Raw genomic sequence first — 20,453 nt, forward strand, 5'->3', positions numbered from 1 at the left:
AGTTACAGATCGTCACATTACTGTCACCATATTTCGGCAGGGATGCAGCCGTAAACAAGGGCTCGCGCGCCCTTTATTGCTTTTTTATGACAGAGATTCGGCGGGTGATTATCTCGGGAATTGATGACAGATAGGGCCGGGATTCCGGTCGGTGTGAGGTTGCACGGTGGTTGAGCATACGGTCAAGGCGTTCGATGAAGACATTACCCGCCTGCGCGGTCTGATCGCGGAAATGGGCGGTCTGGCCGAAGTGGCCATCAGCGAGGCCATGGCCTCTTTGGTCAAGGGCTCCACCACCCTGGCCGACGCCGTGATCGCGCGTGACAAGAAGATCGATGCGCTCGAAGCCCAGGTCGACAAGCTGGCCGTGCGGGTCATCGCCCTGCGCGCGCCCATGGCCGACGATCTGCGCGAGGTAATCGCGGCGCTCAAGATCGCGGGCATTCTGGAACGCATCGGCGACTATGCCAAGAACATCGCCCGTCGCACCGGGCGCATCACCGATCGCGACCGTTTCGGCCCCTTCCCGCTGATCCCCGCCATGGCCGAGATCGCCGCCGAAATGGTCCATGATGTGCTCAGCGCCTATGCCGCGCGCGACCCCAATCTGGCCATGGAGATCGTCGAGCGCGATGCCAAGGTCGACGCTTTTTACGACAGCATTTTCCGCAATCTGGTCAGCCATATGGTTGAAAAGCCCGAAAGCGTGGGCACGGCGGCGCATCTGCTGTTCGTGGCCCGCAATCTGGAACGCATCGGCGACCACGCCACCAATCTTGCCGAACAGGTCTATTTTGCCGCCACCGCCGACTATCTGGGCGAGCGTGGCGACCGGCCTGAAAACTGATTTTTACAGGGAGGACACCACCTAATGAATCCGCCCCGTCTGCTGCTGGTCGAGGATGATCCAGCCCTTGCCGAACTGCTCGAATTCCGCTTCCGCGCGGAAGGCTATGGCGTCTCGGTCACCCCCGATGGCGACGAAGCGCTGCTGCTGGCCGCCGAGGAAATTCCCGACCTCGTCATCCTCGACTGGATGATCGAGGGCACCAGCGGGATCGAGGTCTGCCGCCGCCTGCGCCGCGACAAGGCCACCGCCCATGTGCCGATCATCATGCTGACCGCGCGCGGCGCGGAAGACGACATGATCCGCGGGTTGGAAACCGGTGCCGATGATTACCTCACCAAGCCCTTCTCGCCGCGCGAGCTGATCGCCCGCGTCGCCGCGATCATGCGCCGCATCCGCCCTGCTTTGGCGGGCGAGCTGGTTACGGTGGGCGATCTGACGCTGGACGCCACGGCCCACAGGGTCACGCGTCGCAGCCAGATCATCTCGCTGGGGCCGACGGAGTTCCGCCTGCTCAAGTTCTTCATGGAGCATCCGGGCCGCGTCTTCTCGCGCGGGCAGCTGCTCGATGCGGTCTGGGGCACGGACAGCGACATCGAACTGCGCACGGTGGACGTCCATATCCGCCGTTTGCGCAAGGGCATCGAGCAGGAAGGCGCGCCCGATCCGGTGCGCACGGTCCGCTCGGCGGGTTACGCGCTGGAAGCGGTGTGATCCGACACACAGCGTAAAAACGAAAAGGCCGGGGCGAACACCCCGGCCTTTCTTTTGGCTCAAATTCCGGAAATCCGATCCGAAGATCAGGCTTCCTCACCCGGCTCCGTGCCGAGGCCGACATGGCTGTGCTTGCGGCTGTAGGCGAAATAGATCAGCAGACCGAAAGCGGCCCAGCTGAAGAACAGCAGCAGCGTGTAGAACGACAGGCTGAAGAACAGATAGACGCAGCCGATCAGCGAGATGGCCGAGACCACATTCACCGCAGGCGTGCGGAACGGACGCGGACGGTCAGGATCGGTACGACGCAGCACCGGCACGGCGATCGTCACCATGGCGAAGGCGAACAGCGTGCCGGAGTTCGACACGTCGGCCAGCAGGCCCACCGGGAAGAAGGCCGCGAACACCGTCACGAAGATGCCGGTGGCGATGGTCACCACATGCGGCGTCTTGAACTTGGGGTGGACGTTGCTCAGCTTGGCGGGCAGCAGGCCGTCGCGGCTCATCACGAAGGCGATGCGCGTCTGGCCGTAGATCATCATCAGAATCACCGAGGGCAGCGCCATGATGGCGGCCAGGCCCACGAAGTTGCCGATCTTGGCATAGCCGATCTGGCGCAGGGTCCAGGCCAGCGCCTCCTTCGAGCAGACCACGGCCTGGCCGTTGATCTTGCCGCAGGCGTCGGTCAGCTGGGTCGAGCCGGTCGGCAGGGCATGGCCCAGCGCGTCGAGCATGGGCTGGGCGCCCACGCTACCGATCACACCGGCAGCCACCAGAATGTAGAACAGGGTGCAGATGGCAAGGCTGCCGATCAGGCCGATCGGCATGTTGCGCTGCGGGTTCACCGTCTCTTCAGCAGCCGTCGAAACAGCATCGAAACCGACATAGGCGAAGAAGATCGAGGCCGCCGCCGCCGACACGCCACCAAAACCGGTGGGCATGAAGGGAACGAAATGCTTGGCGTTCAGCACGGGCAGAGCCAGCAGGCAGAAGACCGTCAGCGCGGTGATCTTGATCACCACCAGAACGGCGTTGACCGTGGCGCTTTCCGTGGTGCCCAGCACCAGCAGGGCGGTGGTCGCCGTGGCGATCAGCATGGCGGGCAGATTGACAATGCCGCCAGCGGTTGGCCCGTTGGCCAGCGCATGCGGGATCACGACGTTGGGCAGAAAATCCGCATAATCATGCAGATGGCCCAACATGCCGGTAAAATAGCCCGACCAGCCGACCGAGACCGCACCTGCGGCAATGGCATATTCCAGCACCAGCGCCCAGCCGACCATCCAAGCCACCAGTTCGCCCATCACGGCATAGGAATAGGTGTAGGCCGAGCCCGACACCGGCACCATGCTCGCCATTTCGGCATAGCACAGGGCAGCCACCGCGCAGACGAAGCCTGCAATGATAAAGCTGATCATCATGCCGGGGCCGGCCTTTTGCGCCGCCTCCGCCGTCAGGACGAAAATACCTGTACCGATGACCGCACCAACACCCAGCATCGTCAACTGGAACGCTCCCAACGATCGGTGGAGCGATTTTTTCTCAGCCGTTGCCAGAATGGCATCCAACGGCTTGACGCGACCAAACATGCAATTCCCCTCGGGCGTAGCCTATTGGGCAAGAAAATTAACGCACCACGCAACATTCGCAAGGGGCATCTGTCCACTGCCCAGACAGAAAGCTGTGAATCCCGGGCTTTTGTGCCATTTTGGGTGCCGGGCCTTTGATGCTCCTTGGACTTTCCCCGGGTCTTCGGCTGGTCTATCAGGCTGATATGTCCACGACCTTTCAGCTCGATACCGCCACCAGCCGGGCCAATCCCACGCCTGCGCCGGTCAAGCGCCTGACCATTCCGGCGATCCGTCGCCGTAAGAAAAATGGGGAAACGCAGGAGCCTGTCGTCATGCTGACCGCCTATACGGCGCGGCAGGCCCAGCTTCTGGACGAACATTGCGACCTGCTGCTGGTGGGTGATTCGCTGGGTCAGGTGATCTATGGCCTGCCCTCCTCGGTGCCGGTCACGCTCGATATGATGATCGCCCATGGCGCCGCCGTGGTGCGCGGCAGCTGGCATGCCGCTGTGCTGGTCGATCTGCCCTTCGGCACCTATGAGGGTAGCCCGCAGCAGGCTTTCGAGACCTCGGCGCGCATTCTGAAGGAAACCGGCGCAGCGGGCGTGAAGCTGGAAGGCGGCGAAGCCATGGCCGAAACCGTGCGCTTCCTGACGCAGCGTGGCATTCCGGTGATGGGTCATGTCGGCCTGACGCCTCAGGCGGTAAACCAGCTGGGCGGCTATGGCGCGCGTGGCCGCGACGCCGCCGAGGCCGAGAAAATCATCAACGATGCCAAGGCCCTGGATGAAGCCGGGGCTTTCTCCATCGTGGTGGAAGGCGTGGTGGAACCCATCGCCATCGCCATGACCGAGGCTGTCAGCTGCCCGGTGATCGGCATCGGCGGTTCAGCGCGCTGTGACGGGCAGGTGCTGGTGGTTGACGATATGGTCGGCATGTTCGAGCGCGTGCCGCGTTTCGTGAAGCGCTATGCCGATGTCGCCAGCGTGATCTCGCAGGCCGCTGCCGATTATGCCGCCGAAGTGCGCAACCGCAGCTTCCCCGGGATCGAACAGACCTATCAACCCAAGTGACGCGTGCCGTGCTGACCGTGCTGCGCCGCCATTTCAGCGGCGCCATCCTGTTCACCCTGCTCTGCCTGATCGGTGCGGCGGCCTATGGCTGGCACGAAAGCGGCAGCGTGGAAGGTACGCTGGCGGTGCTGTGGATCGTCGGCGTGCTGGCGGTGCTGGAGGTGTCGCTCTCTTTCGACAATGCCGTGGTCAATGCCTCGGTGCTGGGCGACATGGAGCCGGTGTGGCGCAAGCGCTTCCTTACCTGGGGCATGGTGATCGCGGTGTTCGGGGCGCGGGTCGCCTTTCCGCTGGCCATTGTCGGCATCGGCGCGGGGCTGGGTCCGGTGGAGGCGGTGCGCCTCTCGCTGGGCAATCCGGGCGAATATGAGCGCATCGTCAGCGCCGCGCATATCGGCATTGCGGGCTTTGGCGGGGCCTTTCTGGCGCTGGTCGGGCTGAATTTCTTTCTGGATGCCGAGAAAGAGGTGCACTGGCTCGGCTGGATCGAGCGGCGGCTGAGCAACCTTGGCGGCGTGCATGCCGTGGGCGTTGCGCTGGTGCTTGGCGTACTGTTGCTGGTGGCACGACAGCTGCCCGAACATGACGGCTTCGTGCTGCTGAGCGCGGGCATTCTGGGCATCATCACCTTCGTGATGGTGGAGGCGTTGGGCCATTGGCTGGAGAGCCGGGCTGCGGCACGGGCTGTGGCGGGCGCGGCGGTGCGCGCAGGGCTGGGCAGCTTTCTCTACCTCAATGTGCTGGATACGTCGTTCAGCCTCGATGGCGTGATCGGGGCCTTTGCGCTGTCGAACAACATGGTGGTGATCGCGCTGGGCCTGTCGATCGGGGCGATCTTCGTGCGTTCGCTGACGGTGCTGTTGATCGAACGCGGTGCGCTCTCGGACTATCGCTATCTGGAGCATGGCGCTTTCTGGGCCATTGTCGCGCTGGGCGGGATCATGCTCACCGGCACGCTGGTTGAGGTGCCCGATGTCTTGACCGGTCTTGTCGGCGCGGTGTTGATCGCGGCTTCTCTGGCGTGGTCCTTGCGCTATCGCCGGAAGTTCGGCGGCGAATAAATCAGATCAATCATCTGAAAACAAACCACTGTGGTTATACGGCAACGCTTCATGTCAATTTTTTGACGATTGCAGAAAGCTTGTTGCGAAGCGGCCCGCAGTTTGGCAATCCGTCTCTCGGAAGATAATGGGAGGGGAAAGGGCGGCTCCCAGAGCCGCCCTTTTTCACGCCATATCGGTGAATTTTCAGGCCTATCAACGCTTTACCGCGCCGCGCCGCCCTCACCCTGCAAATCATACTGCTTGAGCAGATCGTAAAGCGTCGGGCGGCTGATCCCCAAGAGCCGTGCCGTGCTGGAAATATTGCCCTCGCTGCGCGCCAGAGCATGGCGGATCACATGACGGTCCGCATTCTCGCGCGCGGCCTTGAGATTAAGCGGCAACTCCGCCTCATCGCTGTGTGACGTTAGATCGAGGTCTTCCGCCGTCACCAGCTTGCCATCGGCCATGATCGCGGCGCGCTTCACGCGGTTTTCCAGCTCGCGCACATTGCCGGGCCAGGCCCAGCGGTCGATGGCGGTCAGGGCGTCGCCAGCAAAGCCCTTGGCGGGCAGGTTCAGCTCTGCAGCGAAGCGCTGCAGAAAGGCGCGGGCCAGCAGCACCGGATCGCCGGGCCGCTCCGCCAGCGAGGGGATCTTCACCACGATCTCGGCGAGGCGATACCACAGATCCTCGCGGAAGCGGCCATCGACGATCATCGCCTCAAGGTTCTGATGGGTGGCGCAGACGATGCGCGTATCGACTGCAATGGGCTTGCGCCCGCCGATGCGCTCGATCACGCGCTCCTGCAGGAAGCGCAGCAATTTGACCTGCAGCGGCAGCGGAATATCGCCCACCTCGTCCAGAAACAGCGTGCCGCCATGGGCCTGCTCGATCTTGCCCTCAGTGGTCTTGACCGCACCGGTGAAGGCGCCTTTTTCGTGGCCGAAGAGTTCGGATTCCAGCAGATTTTCCGGGATCGCCGCGCAGTTGATGGCAACAAAGCCCCCTGCCCGCCGGTCGCTGGCCTCATGCAATCCACGCGCCAGCAGTTCCTTGCCGGTGCCACTGGCGCCCAGCAGCATCACCGAGACATTGGTGCCCGCCACCCGCTCGATGGTGCGGGCCACGCGCAGCATTTCGGGCGCGGCGGTGATCATGCCGCCCAGCACGCGATGATCCGAGCCGACACGCGCGGCCAGAGCGCGGTTCTCCGCCTCGATCCGCGCCAGCTTGAAGGCCCGGCGCACAATCAGGCCCAGCTCCTCGATGTCGACGGGCTTCTGGTAGAAATCATAGGCCCCGCGCGCGATGGCGGTCAGCGCGCTTTCCCGCGCGCCATGGCCGCTCGCCACGATCACCTTGGTCTGCGGGCGCATCGTCATGATGGCATCCAGCACCGCGAAACCCTCGCTGGTACCGTCCGGATCGGGCGGCAGGCCAAGGTCCAGCGTCACCACCTCGGGCTCGATGGCGCGCATTGCGGCAAGAGCCGAGGCCTTGTCACCCACCACGGTGACGTCAAAATCATCGTAAGCCCATTTGAGCTGGGCCTGAAGGCCGGCATCGTCCTCCACGATCAGCAGGCTGGGGCGCTCGCTCATCATGCCACCTTACTCTTGATGTTGGGCCGCTTATGCACCGCAGCCAACGGCAGACGCACCACAAAGCGCGTGCCCACGCCCTCGCGGCTTTCGACCAGAATGTTGCCCTTCATCGCCTTCACCAGTTCACGAGCCTCATAAACGCCGATGCCAAAGCCCCCCGGCTTGGTGGAGACAAAGGGGCGGAACAGGCGGGTACGCACGAAATCCTCGCTCATGCCGCTTCCCGAATCGACCACCTCGATCCGCGCCGCCGCGCCATCCTCGGCGATGGCGATGAACACCGGGCTGCCGTCGGGGCTGGCCTCGACGGCGTTTTGCAGCAGATGGGTGAGAACCTGTTCGATCGAATGGCTGTTGCCGGAAACCACGCAAGGATCGCGCTCGATCACGCTGACAGCATGGCGGCCCTCGAAAGGCTTGGCCACCTCGCGGGCGATCACGCCCAGCGCCACCGGCTCGACCTTCTCCACCTGCCCGCCATAGCGCGAGAGGCGCACCACCAGCGTGTTCAGCTTTTCCGCGGAATTGCGCAGGGTGACCAGCATATCGGCGCGGAAGGCCGGATTGTCGGCATGACGCTCCGCATTGCGCGTGAGCAGGGTGAGCTGGCTCGACAGATTCTTGATGTCATGCATCACAAAGGCGATGCGGCGGTGGAAATCATCGAAGCGGCTGGCCTCGGCCAGAGCCTCCTGCCCGCGATGTTCGGCCAGATAGGTGGCAAGCTGCTGGCCAACGAGGCGCAGCAGGTCAAAATCCTCCCAATCCAGCTTGCGGGCCTGCGGCGGCCGAGCCAGCACCACCGCGCCCACCATGCGGTCATAATGGACCAGCGGCACCAAAGCCCATGCGAGGGGATCGTCGCTGAGCCATGAAGGGATCAGCGCGGCTTCATCATGCTCCGCCTTACCCTCGCGCAGATCGTCGAGGTCGATGATGAAATCATGCGCCTCGAAAAAACGCACCGCATCGGGGGAAAGCGCCGGGCCGGGCACATCGGCGGTGGGCCAGTGCCAGCGGGCGGCCAGCACCATCTCGCCCAGATCGTCGGGCACCAGCAGCAGGCCTGCCGGGCTGTCGGTGATGTCGGCCACGGCCTGCACGGCGCGCTGGTGGAGCGGCGGAGCCTCCTCCGCCTGACTGCCGATGGTGCGGGTAAAGCGCATCCATTCAGCACGGTAATCATAGCGATGCTGGAACAGATGCTTGACCAGCGTGACCCGCAGCCACCCCCGCAGCCGCCGCGAGGGCAGCATCAGCAGCGCCGCCGCCGTCGCCAGAATGACAAAGCCATATTGCAGCCAGCGCGCGTAATTGCCCCCGGCATAGGCCAGCCATTGCGCCACGCCGATCATCGCCACGAAATAGGCGCCGATCACCAGCAGCGAGACCGAATGGAATGTCACCGCGCGCGAGGGGCGAAGGCGCAGCATGGCCTGCCCGCGCAGCGCCCCGCCCGACATCACCACGGCAAAAGCGATATCCACCACCCCATGCAGCGCGGAAAGCTGCACCGGCCAAGCCGAATCGAGATAGGCCACGGTGTAGAGGTTCAGATCGAACACCCAGACCACCGCGAAAGCCAGAGCGGGCCAGCGCAGCATCGCACGCGCCTGCGGCTCGGCACCAACATAGAGGTTGTGGACCAGCACCAGCGATCCCACCACCGCCAGCATCAGCAGCAGAATGTTGAACCGTGTGAGTGCAGGGTCGCTGAGCAGCGTGGGGTCGACGCGATATTCCGCTGTCAGCACGGCGGGCACCAGCAGGTCCACCAGCGTCAGCGCCACGATCACCGGGCGCACGGGGCGCACGCTGGTCAGGCGCCCATCGCTGGCGAAAAGACGATAGAGCGCGGCCAGCCATGACAGATTGCGCAGCGCCAGCAGGCTGGTGGTCACCAGGCTGGCATGCCCTTCCACCGCCATGGAAAGGCACCACAGCGCATGGCAGGCCAAGGCCGCCACAATCGCCTTGCCCGCCTGACCGAAACGGTCGCGATGGCTCCACAGCACGGCGGCCACCGTTACGGCGGCGCAAGCCCCCGCGCCATGCGTCGCATCGGCGATGACCGGCCATGGGCCCTGGGAGGCAAGAGCGCTCACGGCACGCGTCAGCGGGCACCCTCGTGCCAGATCACCACGCGCAAGGTCTGCAGGATGATCAGGACATCGAGGAAGGGTGTGTAATTCTTCACGTAATAAAGGTCATATTCCAGCTTGTTGCGGGAATCCTCGATCGAGGCGCCATAGGGATAGTTGACCTGCGCCCAGCCCGTGATGCCCGGCTTCACCATGTGGCGCTCGGCGTAATAGCGCAGCTTTTCTTCCAGATCGGCGACGAATTCCGGGCGCTCCGGTCGGGGGCCGACGAAGCTCATCTCGCCCTTCAGCACCGTCCAGGCCTGAGGCAGTTCATCCACGCGGATCTTGCGGATAAAATTGCCGACGCGCGTCACGCGCGGATCGTTCTTGGTGGCCCATTGCGCGCCATTGGCCTCGGCATCGACGCGCATCGAGCGCAGCTTGATGACATCGAAGGTCTGGCCATAAAGCCCGACGCGCTTCTGGCGGAAGAAGGCGGGGCCCTTGCTGTCCAGCTTCACCACCAGCGCAAAGAACAGGATGATCGGCGCCGTCAGGCTGAGCAGCAGCAGGCTGAGCACGATATCGAACAGGCGTTTGGCCGCGCTGGAGAAAGACCGGCCCGAGGAAAAGCCATCCGAAAAGATCAGCCAGCTGGGGTTGACCGTATCGAGATCGACGCGCCCCGTTTCGCGCTCCACAAAGGAGGAGAAATCGTTGACGTGGACGCCTGCCGTCTTGATGCGCAGCAGGTCCTTGAGGGGAAGCGCATTGCGCCGTTCCTCCAGCGCCAGCACCACTTCCGAGACGCCCAGATTTTCCACATGGCGCTTCAGATTGTGGATCGCGCTGCGGGGAATCGCCTCTTCGACGATATGGCTGCCCTCGCTCATGCCGACATAGCCGACGATGGCAAAGCCTGCCGATCCGCTCTCGGCCAGATGGCGCAGGCGTTCGGCGCGGGCTCCGGCCCCCAGCACCAGCACGCGGCGGCGAAAGGCCGAAGCGCCCAGAATGCCGCCTACCAGCAGGCGGTTGGCCACCAGCAGCACGATGGCCCCCACCATCCCGTAGAACAGGGTGGAGCGCCAGAACTCATGCCCGCCGGTCAGCGAATTGAGCAGCGCCAGCGTGATGATCCCCAGCGACACCGCCACCAGCAGCCGCGCTGAGGCAAAGCGCACCGAGCGCAGCGCATCCGCGCCATAGACGCCCACGGAGATCATCGCGGTAAGGATAATGCCGGTGAAGACCGCCAGCGGATGCAACCGGTCACCCACCGGGCCCGAGGCCATGCCGAGCTGCTCGGCACGCAGACGCCAGGCAAAATCGCCCGCCATCATCAGCAGACCCAGATCGATCAGGCCCAGCAGGAGCACGGCATGGGGGATATAATGCTTGAACAGGCGGATCATGGCTTGGCCGTCTTTACCTCCGACCCCGATACGGGTCTTGCCGAGGGGCTTAGGCGCCAAGCCGTAAAATGTCGGTAAACCTGACAAGAGCGCCAGACCGCCTCAAGGGCAAGAATGCGCCATAGATATCGGAAAGTACAGGCTTTGTGCCTGCTGCCTGTCGCCAGATTTTACAGGTCTCGTCTGATCGGGCGGCATTCAAGGCCTGCAAGCGATCAGAAAATGGTGCCCCCGGCCCGACTAGGCGAGAGTCACCCCTAAGTGACGGTTTTCCGGGCTCTTTGAAGCTGCCGATAGGCTGATTTGTACCTCACCTCTGTACCAGTTTCAATGAGTTTGGAAGGAGCGGAATGCACAAGCCGCAGAGCCTCCCTCCGGAGGGATAGCGGTAACAAACGGAGACATGACAAATGGAGTCGAGAATCAGGCCATATATGATTCTGGAGTTGCGAAGCGCGTCTCCCTCGGCTTGGGCTGTCGCCCGTTGCAAATATTTCAGCAACTCGCTCCGGTCGGCCAACGGCAAAAGGCTGGCGTTCCGCGATGGCTCCGTCTATCAGGTTATTATTTTTATGTTTGGAGGATCTGATGCTCGAAGGTGCAGATGGCATCATTGCCGTCTTTTTTGGGCAACCCACTCTGAAGGAACAGCCCGATGCGCCAGATATCTGGGCAACGCTGTTCGATGGTGCAAAACCAGATGCCTATAATCGGAATACCTCAGGTCCCTTTCCGATTAGCACCGCCAACGGGCAATGGAACAGCGCTAAGGTCCAAGTGACCGCCCAGATAGGACGGATCGACCTTCAATGGAACGCTCTGCCCGGAGACGAGATGGGCCGACCTCAGCAGTTCCCAGACATTGAGGCTTGGGTTGAGAAAGCCTGTACAGCACTAAAATGCCTTGCCGGGTCCATGAGAGCCGTTCGTTTAGCGCTTGTAGTGAACACAAGTTCTAAAATACCGGAAGGCGATCCAGCCGTTGCTTTGTCAAAACTGTTGGGAAAGGTTTCTTTTCCACCTCATGGTTCCGATCTCCTTTACAGAGTCAATGTTCAAAGGAGTCTTTTAGCCGCCCCCAGTATTAAGCTAAACAGGCTTTCCACGTGGCAATCCGGCGCCCATCAGCTCTTCGCGTTCAACCCGACTGCAAGCGCTCCCGCAGTTCTTGAAGCCATTAACTACATATCCCACAATGTGGACATTAACACTCTCGGCGTACTTGACCCCGCTCACGCGAACGCAGAAGAAATAATTAACGAAATGTATAATGAAGCTATTTCTATATTGAAATTAGGCCGCTCATTCTATGACTGAAATAATCATTCCCAACAATGCCAACCTCATAAAGCCAACCGTCTACTCGACGGTCATTGACAGCGCCAAGTCAGACCGACTTTTTCGAACAAGTTGGAATAGTGCGCTTTCGAACCGCTTTATGAACGATATTACCGTTCACGGAGATATGCTGGACCAAGTTACCCCGTCGAACCGACCCACGTTTCCGATTTATTATGTACGCACTTCTACAGATGCACCTCCGGCAGCTTCAAGCAGTTTAGATACGCCAATAAACCTCCTAGCCGAACAATATTACCAGAAGGTCCAAAGCCAACTTTTCGAACTTCGTGAATTGAGCGACACCGACAATGAAGTTGTAGAGCGTGGCGCTGTTGATACAGCGCTCAATGTGTTGGAACAGCTTCACGAACATCACCTTGCCCCACCAGAAATATCGCATCATGGTGGCGACGCGGTAGTGATGCTTTGGGCTCTCGGTAGCTCGACCTATGCAATCACGATTACTGAAGGTGAAGTCGGATGGGTTGTACGACGCGACCGCCGAGAAATTAGCTCAAAAGACTCGATAAAGGTCGAAAATTTTCAACTGCTGGATTCCCGCTAAATGCCACAGCCAATGACGCAGGATGATGAACTGGCCCGCAGCCTCATTTTCAAGCGCTTCTTCCCCGGCAATATTCACACTGATGCAAGCCTATGGGCCTTTGGCGCCACGGAAGCAGACGGCAAGGCCCATGAGTCTGGGTTAGCCCTTTCGCTGGCCCCCACCAGTGATGCTCTGCATCGAGCAGGCTGCGCCATCGCCGCAGCGCAAAACAAGACCAAAGGAGAGCCAGAGCCAGGCCCTTTGCGCAGGTATTACTGTGGCTATAGACAGGCGCGGGTAAGCGACTTACCGCTTGAGGGCGAGACCTATGCAGTAACCCTTAACATCGACGGAGCAACAGACATCTCTGCGCACGTAGATGTAGCCCTGTCGTATAAAGTTGAAGGCAAAAATCCTCGAGCGAATGCCCGCACAAAGGCAGGAATGGCGTTGGCAGAAGCTTTCGGACCTGCGGTTCCATATATATGCACATGCGATAGTACTGACAAAGAGCATCCACTTGTGAAAAATGGCCTGGACTGCTTAACCTCAGCTTTCGTGGACCGCTGGCCTAACCTCTACCTCGGCGAAATCAAACAGACCGATCAAGGATGGACGTTGGACCAGACACCTCCTGCAGCAACGGACTGCGATGCCATTCCCGAAAAAGCCTCTGCGGATGATAGCCCTGCCCTTCAGACTGAAGATGGCGATTAATCCGTGACGTTCTGAATGCTTTGTATCTTCACCAGATCGACTAGGTGACCCATCAGGAATTTCTGGAGATCGGCGGTGTGACGCAGGGTCTGACTAGCGCTAGAGAGCGTTGAGCGAAGCCCCGATTTTGGATTGGGTTTTCACTTTGGGGCACCGGGGGAGCCCGAAAACCCGATAGGGGACCCAGAAAATCGAAGCGCCGCATAGATGCCGCATGCCGAAGGGTGGACCCGCCACCTCTCCGGTCCTCGCCTCTGGTAGCCCATGGTGGACGGCAGTGGCCAGCGGTGAACCATAGCCATTCGGGGGACATTCGCGGCGACATTCAGCCCCATTCAGACGGCTTGACTTCGCCATACAAATCCGCCTAACGCTCGTCAGGTCGTTTTGTAAGGCCCTAGCAATGACCAACCGAGCAGTTGCATACTACCGCGTTTCCACAGCACGTCAGGGCGCATCGGGGTTAGGCCTAGAGGCACAGCGGGCCGCCGTGGAGGCGCTGTGCGTTGCCCGAGGGTGGGACCTGATTGCCCCGCCGTATCAAGAGGTAGAAAGCGGTAAGCGAGCGGATCGCCCCGAGTTGTCAAAGGCGCTGGAGCGTGCCCGCCTGACCGGTGCCCGCCTTGTGATCGCCAAGCTGGATCGGCTTTCGCGTGATGCCGCCTTCCTTCTCACCCTCCAGAATAGCGGTGTCCGGTTTGTCGCTGCCGATATGCCAGACGCTAATGACCTCACGGTGGGCATCATGGCCCTTGTGGCACAGCAGGAGCGCCAGTTCATCTCTGATCGGACCAAAGCCGCCTTGGCCGCTGCGAAGGCCCGAGGTGTCCGCCTTGGCAACCCAAATGGAGCCGCGCCAATCCGAAGGGCCGGAAAGGGGACCACGGCAGCGCTGGAGGCGGTAGCGTCTAACGCGGATGACCGAGCGGAGAGCTTGCGGTCCACCGTTGAGCGCCTGAAGGCCGAAGGTGTCGCGTCCCTCGCTGGCATTGCCGAAGCCCTTAACGCTCAGGGCATTGTAACGGCCCGTGGAGGCCGCTGGCATGCTTCCTCGGTCCGCAACCTCATGGCCCGTCTAGCTGCGCTTTAGCAGCGCTTGGAGCGCCCCACGGTGCCCGAGAGGGAGAAATAATCGGGCATCGTGTCCGCCTTGAATCACCGTGGGGGAGCCCTACCATCCCACCACCTTTTTAACCAATGTAACCAAGATAATGAACCAAAATGGACCATGGGGGATTTCGGTATAATCGGGCAAGCACCGCGCCTGATTTCATTGGCTATTTTCGCATCGCCTTTAACAGACGCCCACCACTTTCCGAACGCATACCGTCACGGTCGCAGAGGGACTAAAGCGCCGCTAGTCGGAGCGAAACATGCCCACATTCCAGCGCTGCTAAGCGCAGCCAGCGACGCTCCAGCACCATCCGGGCCGTTAGTCGCGCCTCAAAGGCGATTATGCCGCCTGCCGTAACGCAAAGGCCCGCGTGGTAACCTCCAGCCCATTCCGGTCAATCCATTCGACAAACTCCGGTGCCTTGATGGTTTTCCGAAGCGCCTCCCCGGTTATACCCAGCCGGGCGCAAATGGCCGCCTTGGACACCTTGCCTCCGGTCGCCTGCAATTCCGCCTCAATGGCCATGGTCGCCCCGCTAACGCCCCTTGGAAGCGGCTCGCCCTCGGGTAGCCATGGGGTAACACTGGCGCCCGGAAACGTCTCCTGAAGCAACGCAGGGGCATCCCGCAGACCATCAATCACGTAGGCCTCACATTCCCCGCATTGCCCGCCATCGGTGCCATTTCGGACTGATGCGCGGCAGATGGCTTGCAAGAGGTGGTGGCGATGCTCTCCCGCCTTCATGGCCTTCATCACCTCCCCGTCTGTGGCAAGGTCAAGCGGTCCCCCAGAGGCGATATGGAGGGCCGAATATGCCGTATCCGGCTGACGCCAGAGCCCCAAGACAATGACGCGGCGAATGTGTCGGTATTGGTTCGTCCCGTGATGGTTACCCCAGTGGAGAAACGAAAGGCGCTCGTGGTTAGACACAAGGCCCCGCAGTTCTTCAGTTACGCTGTGGCTCTCCCCGGCCCGCTCCTTCGGGTGGACAATCAGCCATTCCTCATCGTCACCTTGAGAGGCGATCAGGGTCGCAGCGGCGTGGAGGACAGAATGGCGGGCATCGTCATCCTTCATCGCCTCACGGCTCGCCGGTCGGCTCCAGAGGTGGACGCGGAGGCGGCTGTAATCGGCTGTGAAGCCCGGCAGGCGCTTGAGCGTGCCAGCGGCTTCCATGGCGCTGTAGGTTTCCCTGACACGGCCCGAGGCGTCCAAGATCAGGCAGGGGGCGAAGTCATCCGGCAGAGGCATGACACCACCGGCAAGCTGAAGCTCAAGGCCTTTCGGCTTGACGATCACACCCTCCCGTCCAGCGAAGTCATTCAAGACAGACAGGCGGTTAGCTGCATCGTCTCCCAGATTGGATTTCAGGGCCTTGAGAGCGACCTTGATGGAATGCGGTACTAGCACAGCCTCTCCCACCTTATCGTCGCTCAGGGAATCCCCCAGCGCCGTTAGAGCAGCAGCAGCGACCTTGTTGAGGGGGCGGAGGTCTTCCAGCGGGTGGACGATACGGTCTTTGCTCAGGAGTTGCGCCTTGGCGGGCATGAATGCCTCATCCCAGACCCTCAATGCCCGAGGACTCCCAAGGAAATGGAAGCAGGACGCACTAATAAAGGGGCGACCATTACAGCGAAGGCGAAACATCTCTTGGGTTGTGAATAGGACAGGAGCCCCATTAGCGTCGCTCAGGCCATGATCCGAAAGGTCCGCATCTTTCTGGACCAACACTGCATAGTCGGACTCACCCAATCCTGATCGCTCAATGCAACTCTCAATTTCCTTGTGAGTAGCAAGGACAACCAAAGCTGTGAACCGCGCCGGGTTTGCCGGAGGCTGTTTGGTTTAAGTTAGGCAGCCATGGAGACGTCGTCCAGCATGGCGTAATAGAGTTCTTCGGCCTCGGCAGGTGGTATGTTGCCGATCGGTTCAAGCAGTCTTCGGTGGTTGAACCAGTCCACCCATTCGAGCGTGGCATATTCGACGGCTTCGAAGGACCGCCATGGCCCGCGCCGGTGGATTACCTCAGCCTTGTAGAGGCCGTTGATGGTCTCGGCCAAAGCATTGTCATAGCTATCCCCCACGCTGCCGACAGAGGGCTCGATGCCCGCCTCCGCCAAGCGCTCGGAATAGCGAATAGACACATATTGCGATCCGCGGTCGCTGTGGTGAATGAGGCCGCCACGATGCACCGGGCGGCGCTCATGGATGGCCTGTTCCAGCGCATCCAGCACGAAGCCGGCATGAGCGGTGCGACTGACCCGCCATCCCACAATATAACGAGCATAGACGTCGATCACGAAGGCCACGTAGACAAACCCCGCCCATGTCGCGACATATGTGAAGTCAGACACCCAGAGCATGTTGGGCGCCGGGGCATGGAACTGTCGGTTGACGTGATCGAGCGGGCATGGCGCGGCCTTGTTGCTGACCGTCGTGCGCACGGGCTTGCCCCGGATGACCCCTTGCAGGCCCAGGTCTCGCATCAGACGCGCGATGGTACAGCGGGCGACAGCAAAACCCTCGCGGTTCATCTGCCGCCAGACCTTTCGCACGCCATAAACCCCAAAGTTCTCAGCGAAGACGCGCATCACCTCAGGCTTCAGGCGCTGATCCTCCCGAGCGCGGTCCGACAGCAACTCTGGATTGCTTCGCTGTGCCACGCGGGCCCGATAGGAGGATGGGGCAATCGGCAGAACCCTGCAGATCGGCTCGACCCCATACTCATCTCGATGCGCATCGATAAAAGCGGTCATCGTTTGAACGGGCGGTCGAGCTCCGCCTGGGCAAAATACGCCGACGCCTTGCGCAGGATCTCGTTGGCCTGGCGCAATTCACGGTTCTCGCGCTCCAGCGCCTTCAGGCGATCTGCCATCTCGGTTGGCACACCGGCCCGCTTGCCGCTGTCGATCTCGGCCTTCTTGACCCATTCGAACAGGGTCTGGGGAACGCAGCCTATCTTCTCCGCGATCGACACGATGGCTGCCCAGCGAGAAGGATGGTCACTTTCGTGATCCAGCACCATGCGCACCGCACGGGCGCGGACCTCAGGCGCAAACTTGTTCGTCGTTTTGCTCATATCGGCTCCACTTTCTCAGAAGTTGGAGCCTCCGGCAAACCCGGCGCGGTTCATAGCTTGGGTCAAGACTGAATTTAAAACTCCACTAGATGATGGGGGACCCAAGGTTAAGTTCGACATCAAGCTCTATGAAGTCCGATGCGCGACAAAACAAAGCAGAGAGTTATCTTCTACAGCTTATTACACTGATGGCGGCAATAAGAGCGATAGGCTCGTTGCAGACTATGAATATGCCGTTCCTGATACCGTGGGAGAAATGATAATTGATGCAGCCTGCCACTATGCCCCCCAGTCAGTCAGAAGGCGCCGGTGACGGGCAATCACTGCCCCTCCCTAGCGTCCACCGAAGCGCTAGGCGCCTTCCACGGCTTTACGAGCGCCGCAACGTCCACCTTGAACTCCAGACTCTCAATCCAATCGCCTAGCACATCGCGCTCCCCGTAAACCTCATGGGAGCTACCGCCCTCGGGTGGACGGTGACCTTGAATGTATTCCATGGCCTCACGGGGGATTTTAGAGGCACGGGCGGCGCTGGTCCAAGTGTGCCGGAACTCACGGACCGGCTGGCGGCCACCGCCCCGCTCAAGGACCCCACGCTCATAGATGTAATCGCACATCCATTCCCCGAAGCTCGCATAGATGCCGCTCCGCTTGCCCTTCTGGCGCAACAAGGGGAACATGGCACGCTCGCCGCGCTCCTGAAGGTACTGGCGGTAATCTAGGAGCCCGAGGTCCAACAGCGCCTTGGGGACCGGGAGGGTACGATGCCCGCTCTCCTGCCCTTCGGTCTTGAGGCTTTGCTTGCCCTTGATCGGGTGGACACCTTGGTCAGTGAAGCGGATGACCCACTGCCCGCCGTCCCCAAGCTGGAATATGTCATCGGTCAGAAGCTGGGCCACCTCTTCCGGTCGCGCCCCGGTGTAGAGCATCAGCAGCGGTATCCAGTAGATAGCCTCTCCCTTCCCCCGCTTGGGTCGCTCATGGGTGCTGAAGGGCGGCATGGAGAAGTAGGCGGTCAGTTCCTCGGGGGAGAAGCCCTTGGCCAGCTTCGGACCCGTGGCCTTCCGGCTGAACTTGCGGTTGGTGAATGGGCTAGCCAGCGTCTCGGGTATCATGCCGTCCCTCTGAGCCTCACCCCAGCGTGCATTGAGCGCCAGATTGTACGCCTCAATCGTCTTGTCAGCTAGGCGGCGAACCTCGGGGCGGTCCTTATATTCCACCGCCAAGGCCTTGAGGGACCAATCTTTTTGCCCCTTCGCCATCTTTGCAGGGCGTTCCGCCAAGAGGTCCAAGAAGGTTGTTACCTTGGCCCGTGTAAGCTCTGAAGGACGCAGCTTACCCACCGCCTCCTCTAGGAAACGCAAGCCACCCCGGACCTTCTCTTTGGTCGGTTCGGAGAAGGAGGCCCGCCGCTTCTCGATCAGGGCAAGGGCAATGTCCGCAAAGAACGGCTCATCGCTCGCGGACGGCGCAGCCTTTGGACGCTCAACGCTGTTAGGCGCACCGGGGACCACAGGTGCCATGGGGGGCGCTTGAGTGGACGGAAGGACATCAAGAGCGCTTGGCAGGAGCATTTCGGGGGCTGGAGGTGTAGGAACAAGGTCGCCCCGTCCTCGTGCCAACAGGCCCTCCCAAACTTCTATCTGGGCATCATTGACCGCGACACACAGCCGCGCAAAGCCATCGGACTGCCAATCGAGCTTGAGCCCCGCCCACTCGGCCAGCCTATCGGCCTCAAGGCGCCAGATTTGAATGATGCCTTCCACGTCCCCTACCGCTCGGAGGCTTCGGGCTTCCTCTAGGTCTTCCGTGGAGGCTTGAGTGGTTGCCTTGTGCCGCGAGAGTTTGCGCTCCCTCGGCTCGCGCAGGAACCGGATTTCCTCGTCTAGGGCAAAGCCTTCGTTACGGACCCAGCCAGCCAAGGCGGCAATCTGGCCATCACTGATCTTGTCATAGGTGCCCGTGGATGCCCTCAAGGCGAAGCCAGCAAGCCGGTCATAAAGGTCGATCAGTTCACGGTACTTCGGACCGTCGCGGCCAGCGTCAAACTCGCGCACCCCGAGGGATCGCTTGACCTCTGTGATTCGCTTTCCGTTCTCGTCGGTCGCGAATGGCTTCAGTTTGGGCGGGAAGGTCCGCCTGAACTCCAAGATACCCGTCTTCGGGTTAGGTCGAAGGTACTTCACACTCACGTCCACGGGAGGGCCTCTTTGTACTACCGGCTGTACTACCGGAGGCCTCAGAAACCCTAGAAATCCGCCATTCTTCGGAAAATCAAACCTTTTGGCTTGACTGTCGGAATGCCGTTTAAGATGATCCAAGCATAGCATTCAAATTCATCGATTTTCTCATTTGAGCCAAATCCGTTGTTTCCGTTAGAATCGATCCAAGAGGCAAATTTCGGAACAAATGAAGTCCATCCAATACCCTGCAAAACCGCGATTTAGGCGCACTTCCCCGGCTTTTAGGTGGCCCTCTTTCCCAGTGGATCAAGGCCCCCGACGGCAATGCGGCCACATTCCTATAGTCACACACGCCGGACACATCACGCCACTTCACGAAGGCGTCAGGCGGCGATCACGCAAGTGATGCCAGCCAGGAATGGGTTCAAAAATGGTCGCCCCCCGATGACGCTTGCGATCTCGCGGGTGAGGAGCTCCTCACTCGGGAATTTCGCCGACAAACCGAATCCTTTCCTTGCTTTTCGATCGCTTGGTCTTCCTGGCTAACTTACCCGGGCACCCTTGTCATGCGAACGAGGGCGCCATGGCCAGTGACCGCGATCACCGGTTAGGCGCTTCGCCCTGACGCCGCAGGTAGGCTACGATGTCAGGCCGATCGAGCTTGTCCTCGACACCCGGAAACTGCATCGAGGTGCCCGGTATCATCTTCTTGGGATTGCTGATCCAGCGGTCGAGGGTGGGAGCGTCCCACCTGCCGCCCGTGTCCCGCATGGCGGCGGTATAGCCGAAGCTGGCGCTGTTCGTGCCCAGCGGCTTTCTATAGACCCCGAAGAGATTCGGGCCGCCATGGTCGGTAGCTCCATCGGTGTCGGAATGGCATGCTGTGCACTGGCCGAATTTGGATGCGCCCGCGTCAGTGTCAGCAACGCGCATCAGGTCGTCGACCTTGGGATTCGCGCCTGCTGCGGTCAGGCGCTCCTGATGGCGATCGTCATGGCATCCACCAATCAGCACCAGAGCAGCCAGCATCAATCCAGAGACCAGTCTCGCAGGACCTCGCCCGAAATTTTCACGCCGGACTGCTTGCTTCCGCCAGGTAGGTTCACGTCCAGTAGGAGCGT

At 61.0% G+C, this 20,453-nt stretch carries 17 protein-coding genes and 1 other annotated feature; of the genes, 9 read left to right on the top strand and 8 right to left on the bottom strand.

What is annotated here, in order from left to right; translation table 11 throughout:
• Positions 1-166 precede the first annotated feature (166 nt).
• Together phoU and phoB are read left to right on the top strand one after the other, a co-directional pair.
• A complete protein-coding gene (gene phoU, locus HGK27_RS09950) occupies positions 167-847 on the top strand; it encodes a phosphate signaling complex protein PhoU (RefSeq protein WP_068081591.1) in 681 nt (226 codons plus the stop codon).
• 24 nt (positions 848-871) lie between these two features.
• The gene (gene phoB / locus HGK27_RS09955; protein WP_068081588.1) at positions 872-1,561 is read left to right on the top strand and encodes a phosphate regulon transcriptional regulator PhoB; all 690 of its coding nucleotides are present in this window, start codon (positions 872-874) and stop codon (positions 1,559-1,561) included.
• An 86-nt stretch (positions 1,562-1,647) separates the two neighbouring features.
• On the opposite strand, the gene HGK27_RS09960 is transcribed toward phoB, so the two are convergent.
• A complete protein-coding gene (locus tag HGK27_RS09960; protein ID WP_206240383.1) occupies positions 1,648-3,150 on the bottom strand; it encodes an amino acid permease in 1,503 nt (500 codons plus the stop codon).
• 185 nt (positions 3,151-3,335) lie between these two features.
• On the opposite strand from HGK27_RS09960, the gene panB reads away from it, so the two are divergent.
• Entirely contained in the window at positions 3,336-4,205 is an 870-nt protein-coding gene (gene panB / locus HGK27_RS09965) for a 3-methyl-2-oxobutanoate hydroxymethyltransferase (protein WP_206240384.1), read from the top strand.
• On the top strand, positions 4,202-5,266 hold the full coding sequence (locus HGK27_RS09970; protein WP_241127011.1) for a DUF475 domain-containing protein: 1,065 nt from the start codon (positions 4,202-4,204) through the stop codon (positions 5,264-5,266). The genes panB and HGK27_RS09970 overlap by 4 nt, the downstream gene beginning before the upstream one ends.
• 203 nt (positions 5,267-5,469) lie before the next feature.
• On the opposite strand, the gene prsR is transcribed toward HGK27_RS09970, so the two are convergent.
• The 3 genes from prsR to HGK27_RS09985 are packed head-to-tail and all read right to left on the bottom strand — an operon-like array spanning position 5,470 to position 10,351.
• Entirely contained in the window at positions 5,470-6,852 is a 1,383-nt protein-coding gene (gene prsR, locus HGK27_RS09975) for a PEP-CTERM-box response regulator transcription factor (RefSeq protein ID WP_206240385.1), read from the bottom strand.
• Positions 6,849-8,957: an XrtA/PEP-CTERM system histidine kinase PrsK gene (prsK, locus tag HGK27_RS09980; RefSeq protein WP_241127012.1), complete on the bottom strand. Its 2,109-nt coding sequence runs from the start codon at positions 8,955-8,957 to the stop codon at positions 6,849-6,851. The genes prsR and prsK overlap by 4 nt, the downstream gene beginning before the upstream one ends.
• A gap of 8 nt (positions 8,958-8,965) precedes the next feature.
• A complete protein-coding gene (locus HGK27_RS09985) occupies positions 8,966-10,351 on the bottom strand; it encodes a TIGR03013 family XrtA/PEP-CTERM system glycosyltransferase (protein ID WP_206240386.1) in 1,386 nt (461 codons plus the stop codon).
• A 588-nt stretch (positions 10,352-10,939) separates the two neighbouring features.
• Here HGK27_RS09985 and HGK27_RS09990 point away from each other — a divergent pair.
• The 4 genes from HGK27_RS09990 (at position 10,940) to HGK27_RS10005 (ending at position 14,046) form a co-directional block, all read left to right on the top strand.
• Positions 10,940-11,668, top strand: coding sequence for a hypothetical protein (locus HGK27_RS09990; protein WP_206240387.1), 729 nt, complete (start codon positions 10,940-10,942; stop codon positions 11,666-11,668).
• Positions 11,661-12,257 (top strand): hypothetical protein, encoded by a 597-nt coding sequence (locus HGK27_RS09995; RefSeq protein WP_206240388.1) that lies wholly within the window; start codon positions 11,661-11,663, stop codon positions 12,255-12,257. Before HGK27_RS09990 ends, HGK27_RS09995 begins: the two co-directional genes overlap by 8 nt.
• Positions 12,258-12,269: 12 nt before the next feature.
• Positions 12,270-12,956 carry a hypothetical protein gene (locus HGK27_RS10000; RefSeq protein ID WP_206240389.1) on the top strand — a complete coding sequence of 229 codons (687 nt, stop codon included), beginning with the start codon at positions 12,270-12,272 and terminating at the stop codon, positions 12,954-12,956.
• Positions 12,957-13,359: 403 nt separating this feature from the next.
• Positions 13,360-14,046, top strand: coding sequence for a recombinase family protein (locus tag HGK27_RS10005; protein WP_206240390.1), 687 nt, complete (start codon positions 13,360-13,362; stop codon positions 14,044-14,046).
• 363 nt (positions 14,047-14,409) lie between these two features.
• On the opposite strand, the gene HGK27_RS10010 is transcribed toward HGK27_RS10005, so the two are convergent.
• Together HGK27_RS10010 and HGK27_RS10015 are read right to left on the bottom strand one after the other, a co-directional pair.
• On the bottom strand, positions 14,410-15,618 hold the full coding sequence (locus HGK27_RS10010; protein ID WP_206240391.1) for a hypothetical protein: 1,209 nt from the start codon (positions 15,616-15,618) through the stop codon (positions 14,410-14,412).
• 302 nt (positions 15,619-15,920) lie between these two features.
• Positions 15,921-17,149 (bottom strand): IS3 family transposase gene (locus tag HGK27_RS10015; protein WP_206237953.1). Its coding sequence is split into 2 segments (ribosomal slippage): positions 15,921-16,861 and positions 16,861-17,149, totalling 1,230 coding nucleotides; the frame shifts between segments, so codons are not numbered across the junction.
• Positions 16,752-16,868, bottom strand: a sequence feature (AL1L pseudoknot). It overlaps the preceding gene by 117 nt.
• Between HGK27_RS10015 and HGK27_RS31415 the strand changes: the two genes are divergently transcribed.
• Entirely contained in the window at positions 17,094-17,462 is a 369-nt protein-coding gene (locus tag HGK27_RS31415) for a surface-adhesin E family protein (RefSeq protein ID WP_407674611.1), read from the top strand. The genes HGK27_RS10015 and HGK27_RS31415 overlap by 56 nt on opposite strands.
• Before the next feature lie 7 nt (positions 17,463-17,469).
• Here HGK27_RS31415 and HGK27_RS10020 read toward each other — a convergent pair whose 3' ends face one another.
• On the bottom strand, positions 17,470-19,347 hold the full coding sequence (locus HGK27_RS10020) for a site-specific integrase (protein WP_206240392.1): 1,878 nt from the start codon (positions 19,345-19,347) through the stop codon (positions 17,470-17,472).
• A 585-nt stretch (positions 19,348-19,932) separates the two neighbouring features.
• On the bottom strand, positions 19,933-20,361 hold the full coding sequence (locus HGK27_RS10025) for a c-type cytochrome (protein ID WP_206240393.1): 429 nt from the start codon (positions 20,359-20,361) through the stop codon (positions 19,933-19,935).
• Positions 20,362-20,453: the final 92 nt, after the last annotated feature.

The organism is Novosphingobium terrae (assembly GCF_017163935.1).
In the GTDB taxonomy this organism is placed as follows: Bacteria; Pseudomonadota; Alphaproteobacteria; order Sphingomonadales; family Sphingomonadaceae; genus Novosphingobium; species Novosphingobium terrae.

What these genes read in the sequence shown, in the direction of transcription:
- prsR (WP_206240385.1), bottom strand. Translation starts at nt 6,852, where the DNA reads ATGATGAGCGAGCGCCCCAGCCTGCTGATCGTGGAGGACGATGCCGGC.
- HGK27_RS09990 (WP_206240387.1), top strand. Translation starts at nt 10,940, where the DNA reads ATGCTCGAAGGTGCAGATGGCATCATTGCCGTCTTTTTTGGGCAACCC.
- HGK27_RS31415 (WP_407674611.1), top strand. Translation starts at nt 17,094, where the DNA reads ATGCGCACCGCACGGGCGCGGACCTCAGGCGCAAACTTGTTCGTCGTT.
- HGK27_RS10010 (WP_206240391.1), bottom strand. Translation starts at nt 15,618, where the DNA reads ATGCCCGCCAAGGCGCAACTCCTGAGCAAAGACCGTATCGTCCACCCG.
- HGK27_RS10005 (WP_206240390.1), top strand. Translation starts at nt 13,360, where the DNA reads ATGACCAACCGAGCAGTTGCATACTACCGCGTTTCCACAGCACGTCAG.
- HGK27_RS09995 (WP_206240388.1), top strand. Translation starts at nt 11,661, where the DNA reads ATGACTGAAATAATCATTCCCAACAATGCCAACCTCATAAAGCCAACC.
- HGK27_RS09960 (WP_206240383.1), bottom strand. Translation starts at nt 3,150, where the DNA reads ATGTTTGGTCGCGTCAAGCCGTTGGATGCCATTCTGGCAACGGCTGAG.
- HGK27_RS10025 (WP_206240393.1), bottom strand. Translation starts at nt 20,361, where the DNA reads ATGCTGGCTGCTCTGGTGCTGATTGGTGGATGCCATGACGATCGCCAT.
- HGK27_RS10000 (WP_206240389.1), top strand. Translation starts at nt 12,270, where the DNA reads ATGACGCAGGATGATGAACTGGCCCGCAGCCTCATTTTCAAGCGCTTC.
- phoB (WP_068081588.1), top strand. Translation starts at nt 872, where the DNA reads ATGAATCCGCCCCGTCTGCTGCTGGTCGAGGATGATCCAGCCCTTGCC.
- panB (WP_206240384.1), top strand. Translation starts at nt 3,336, where the DNA reads ATGTCCACGACCTTTCAGCTCGATACCGCCACCAGCCGGGCCAATCCC.
- HGK27_RS09985 (WP_206240386.1), bottom strand. Translation starts at nt 10,351, where the DNA reads ATGATCCGCCTGTTCAAGCATTATATCCCCCATGCCGTGCTCCTGCTG.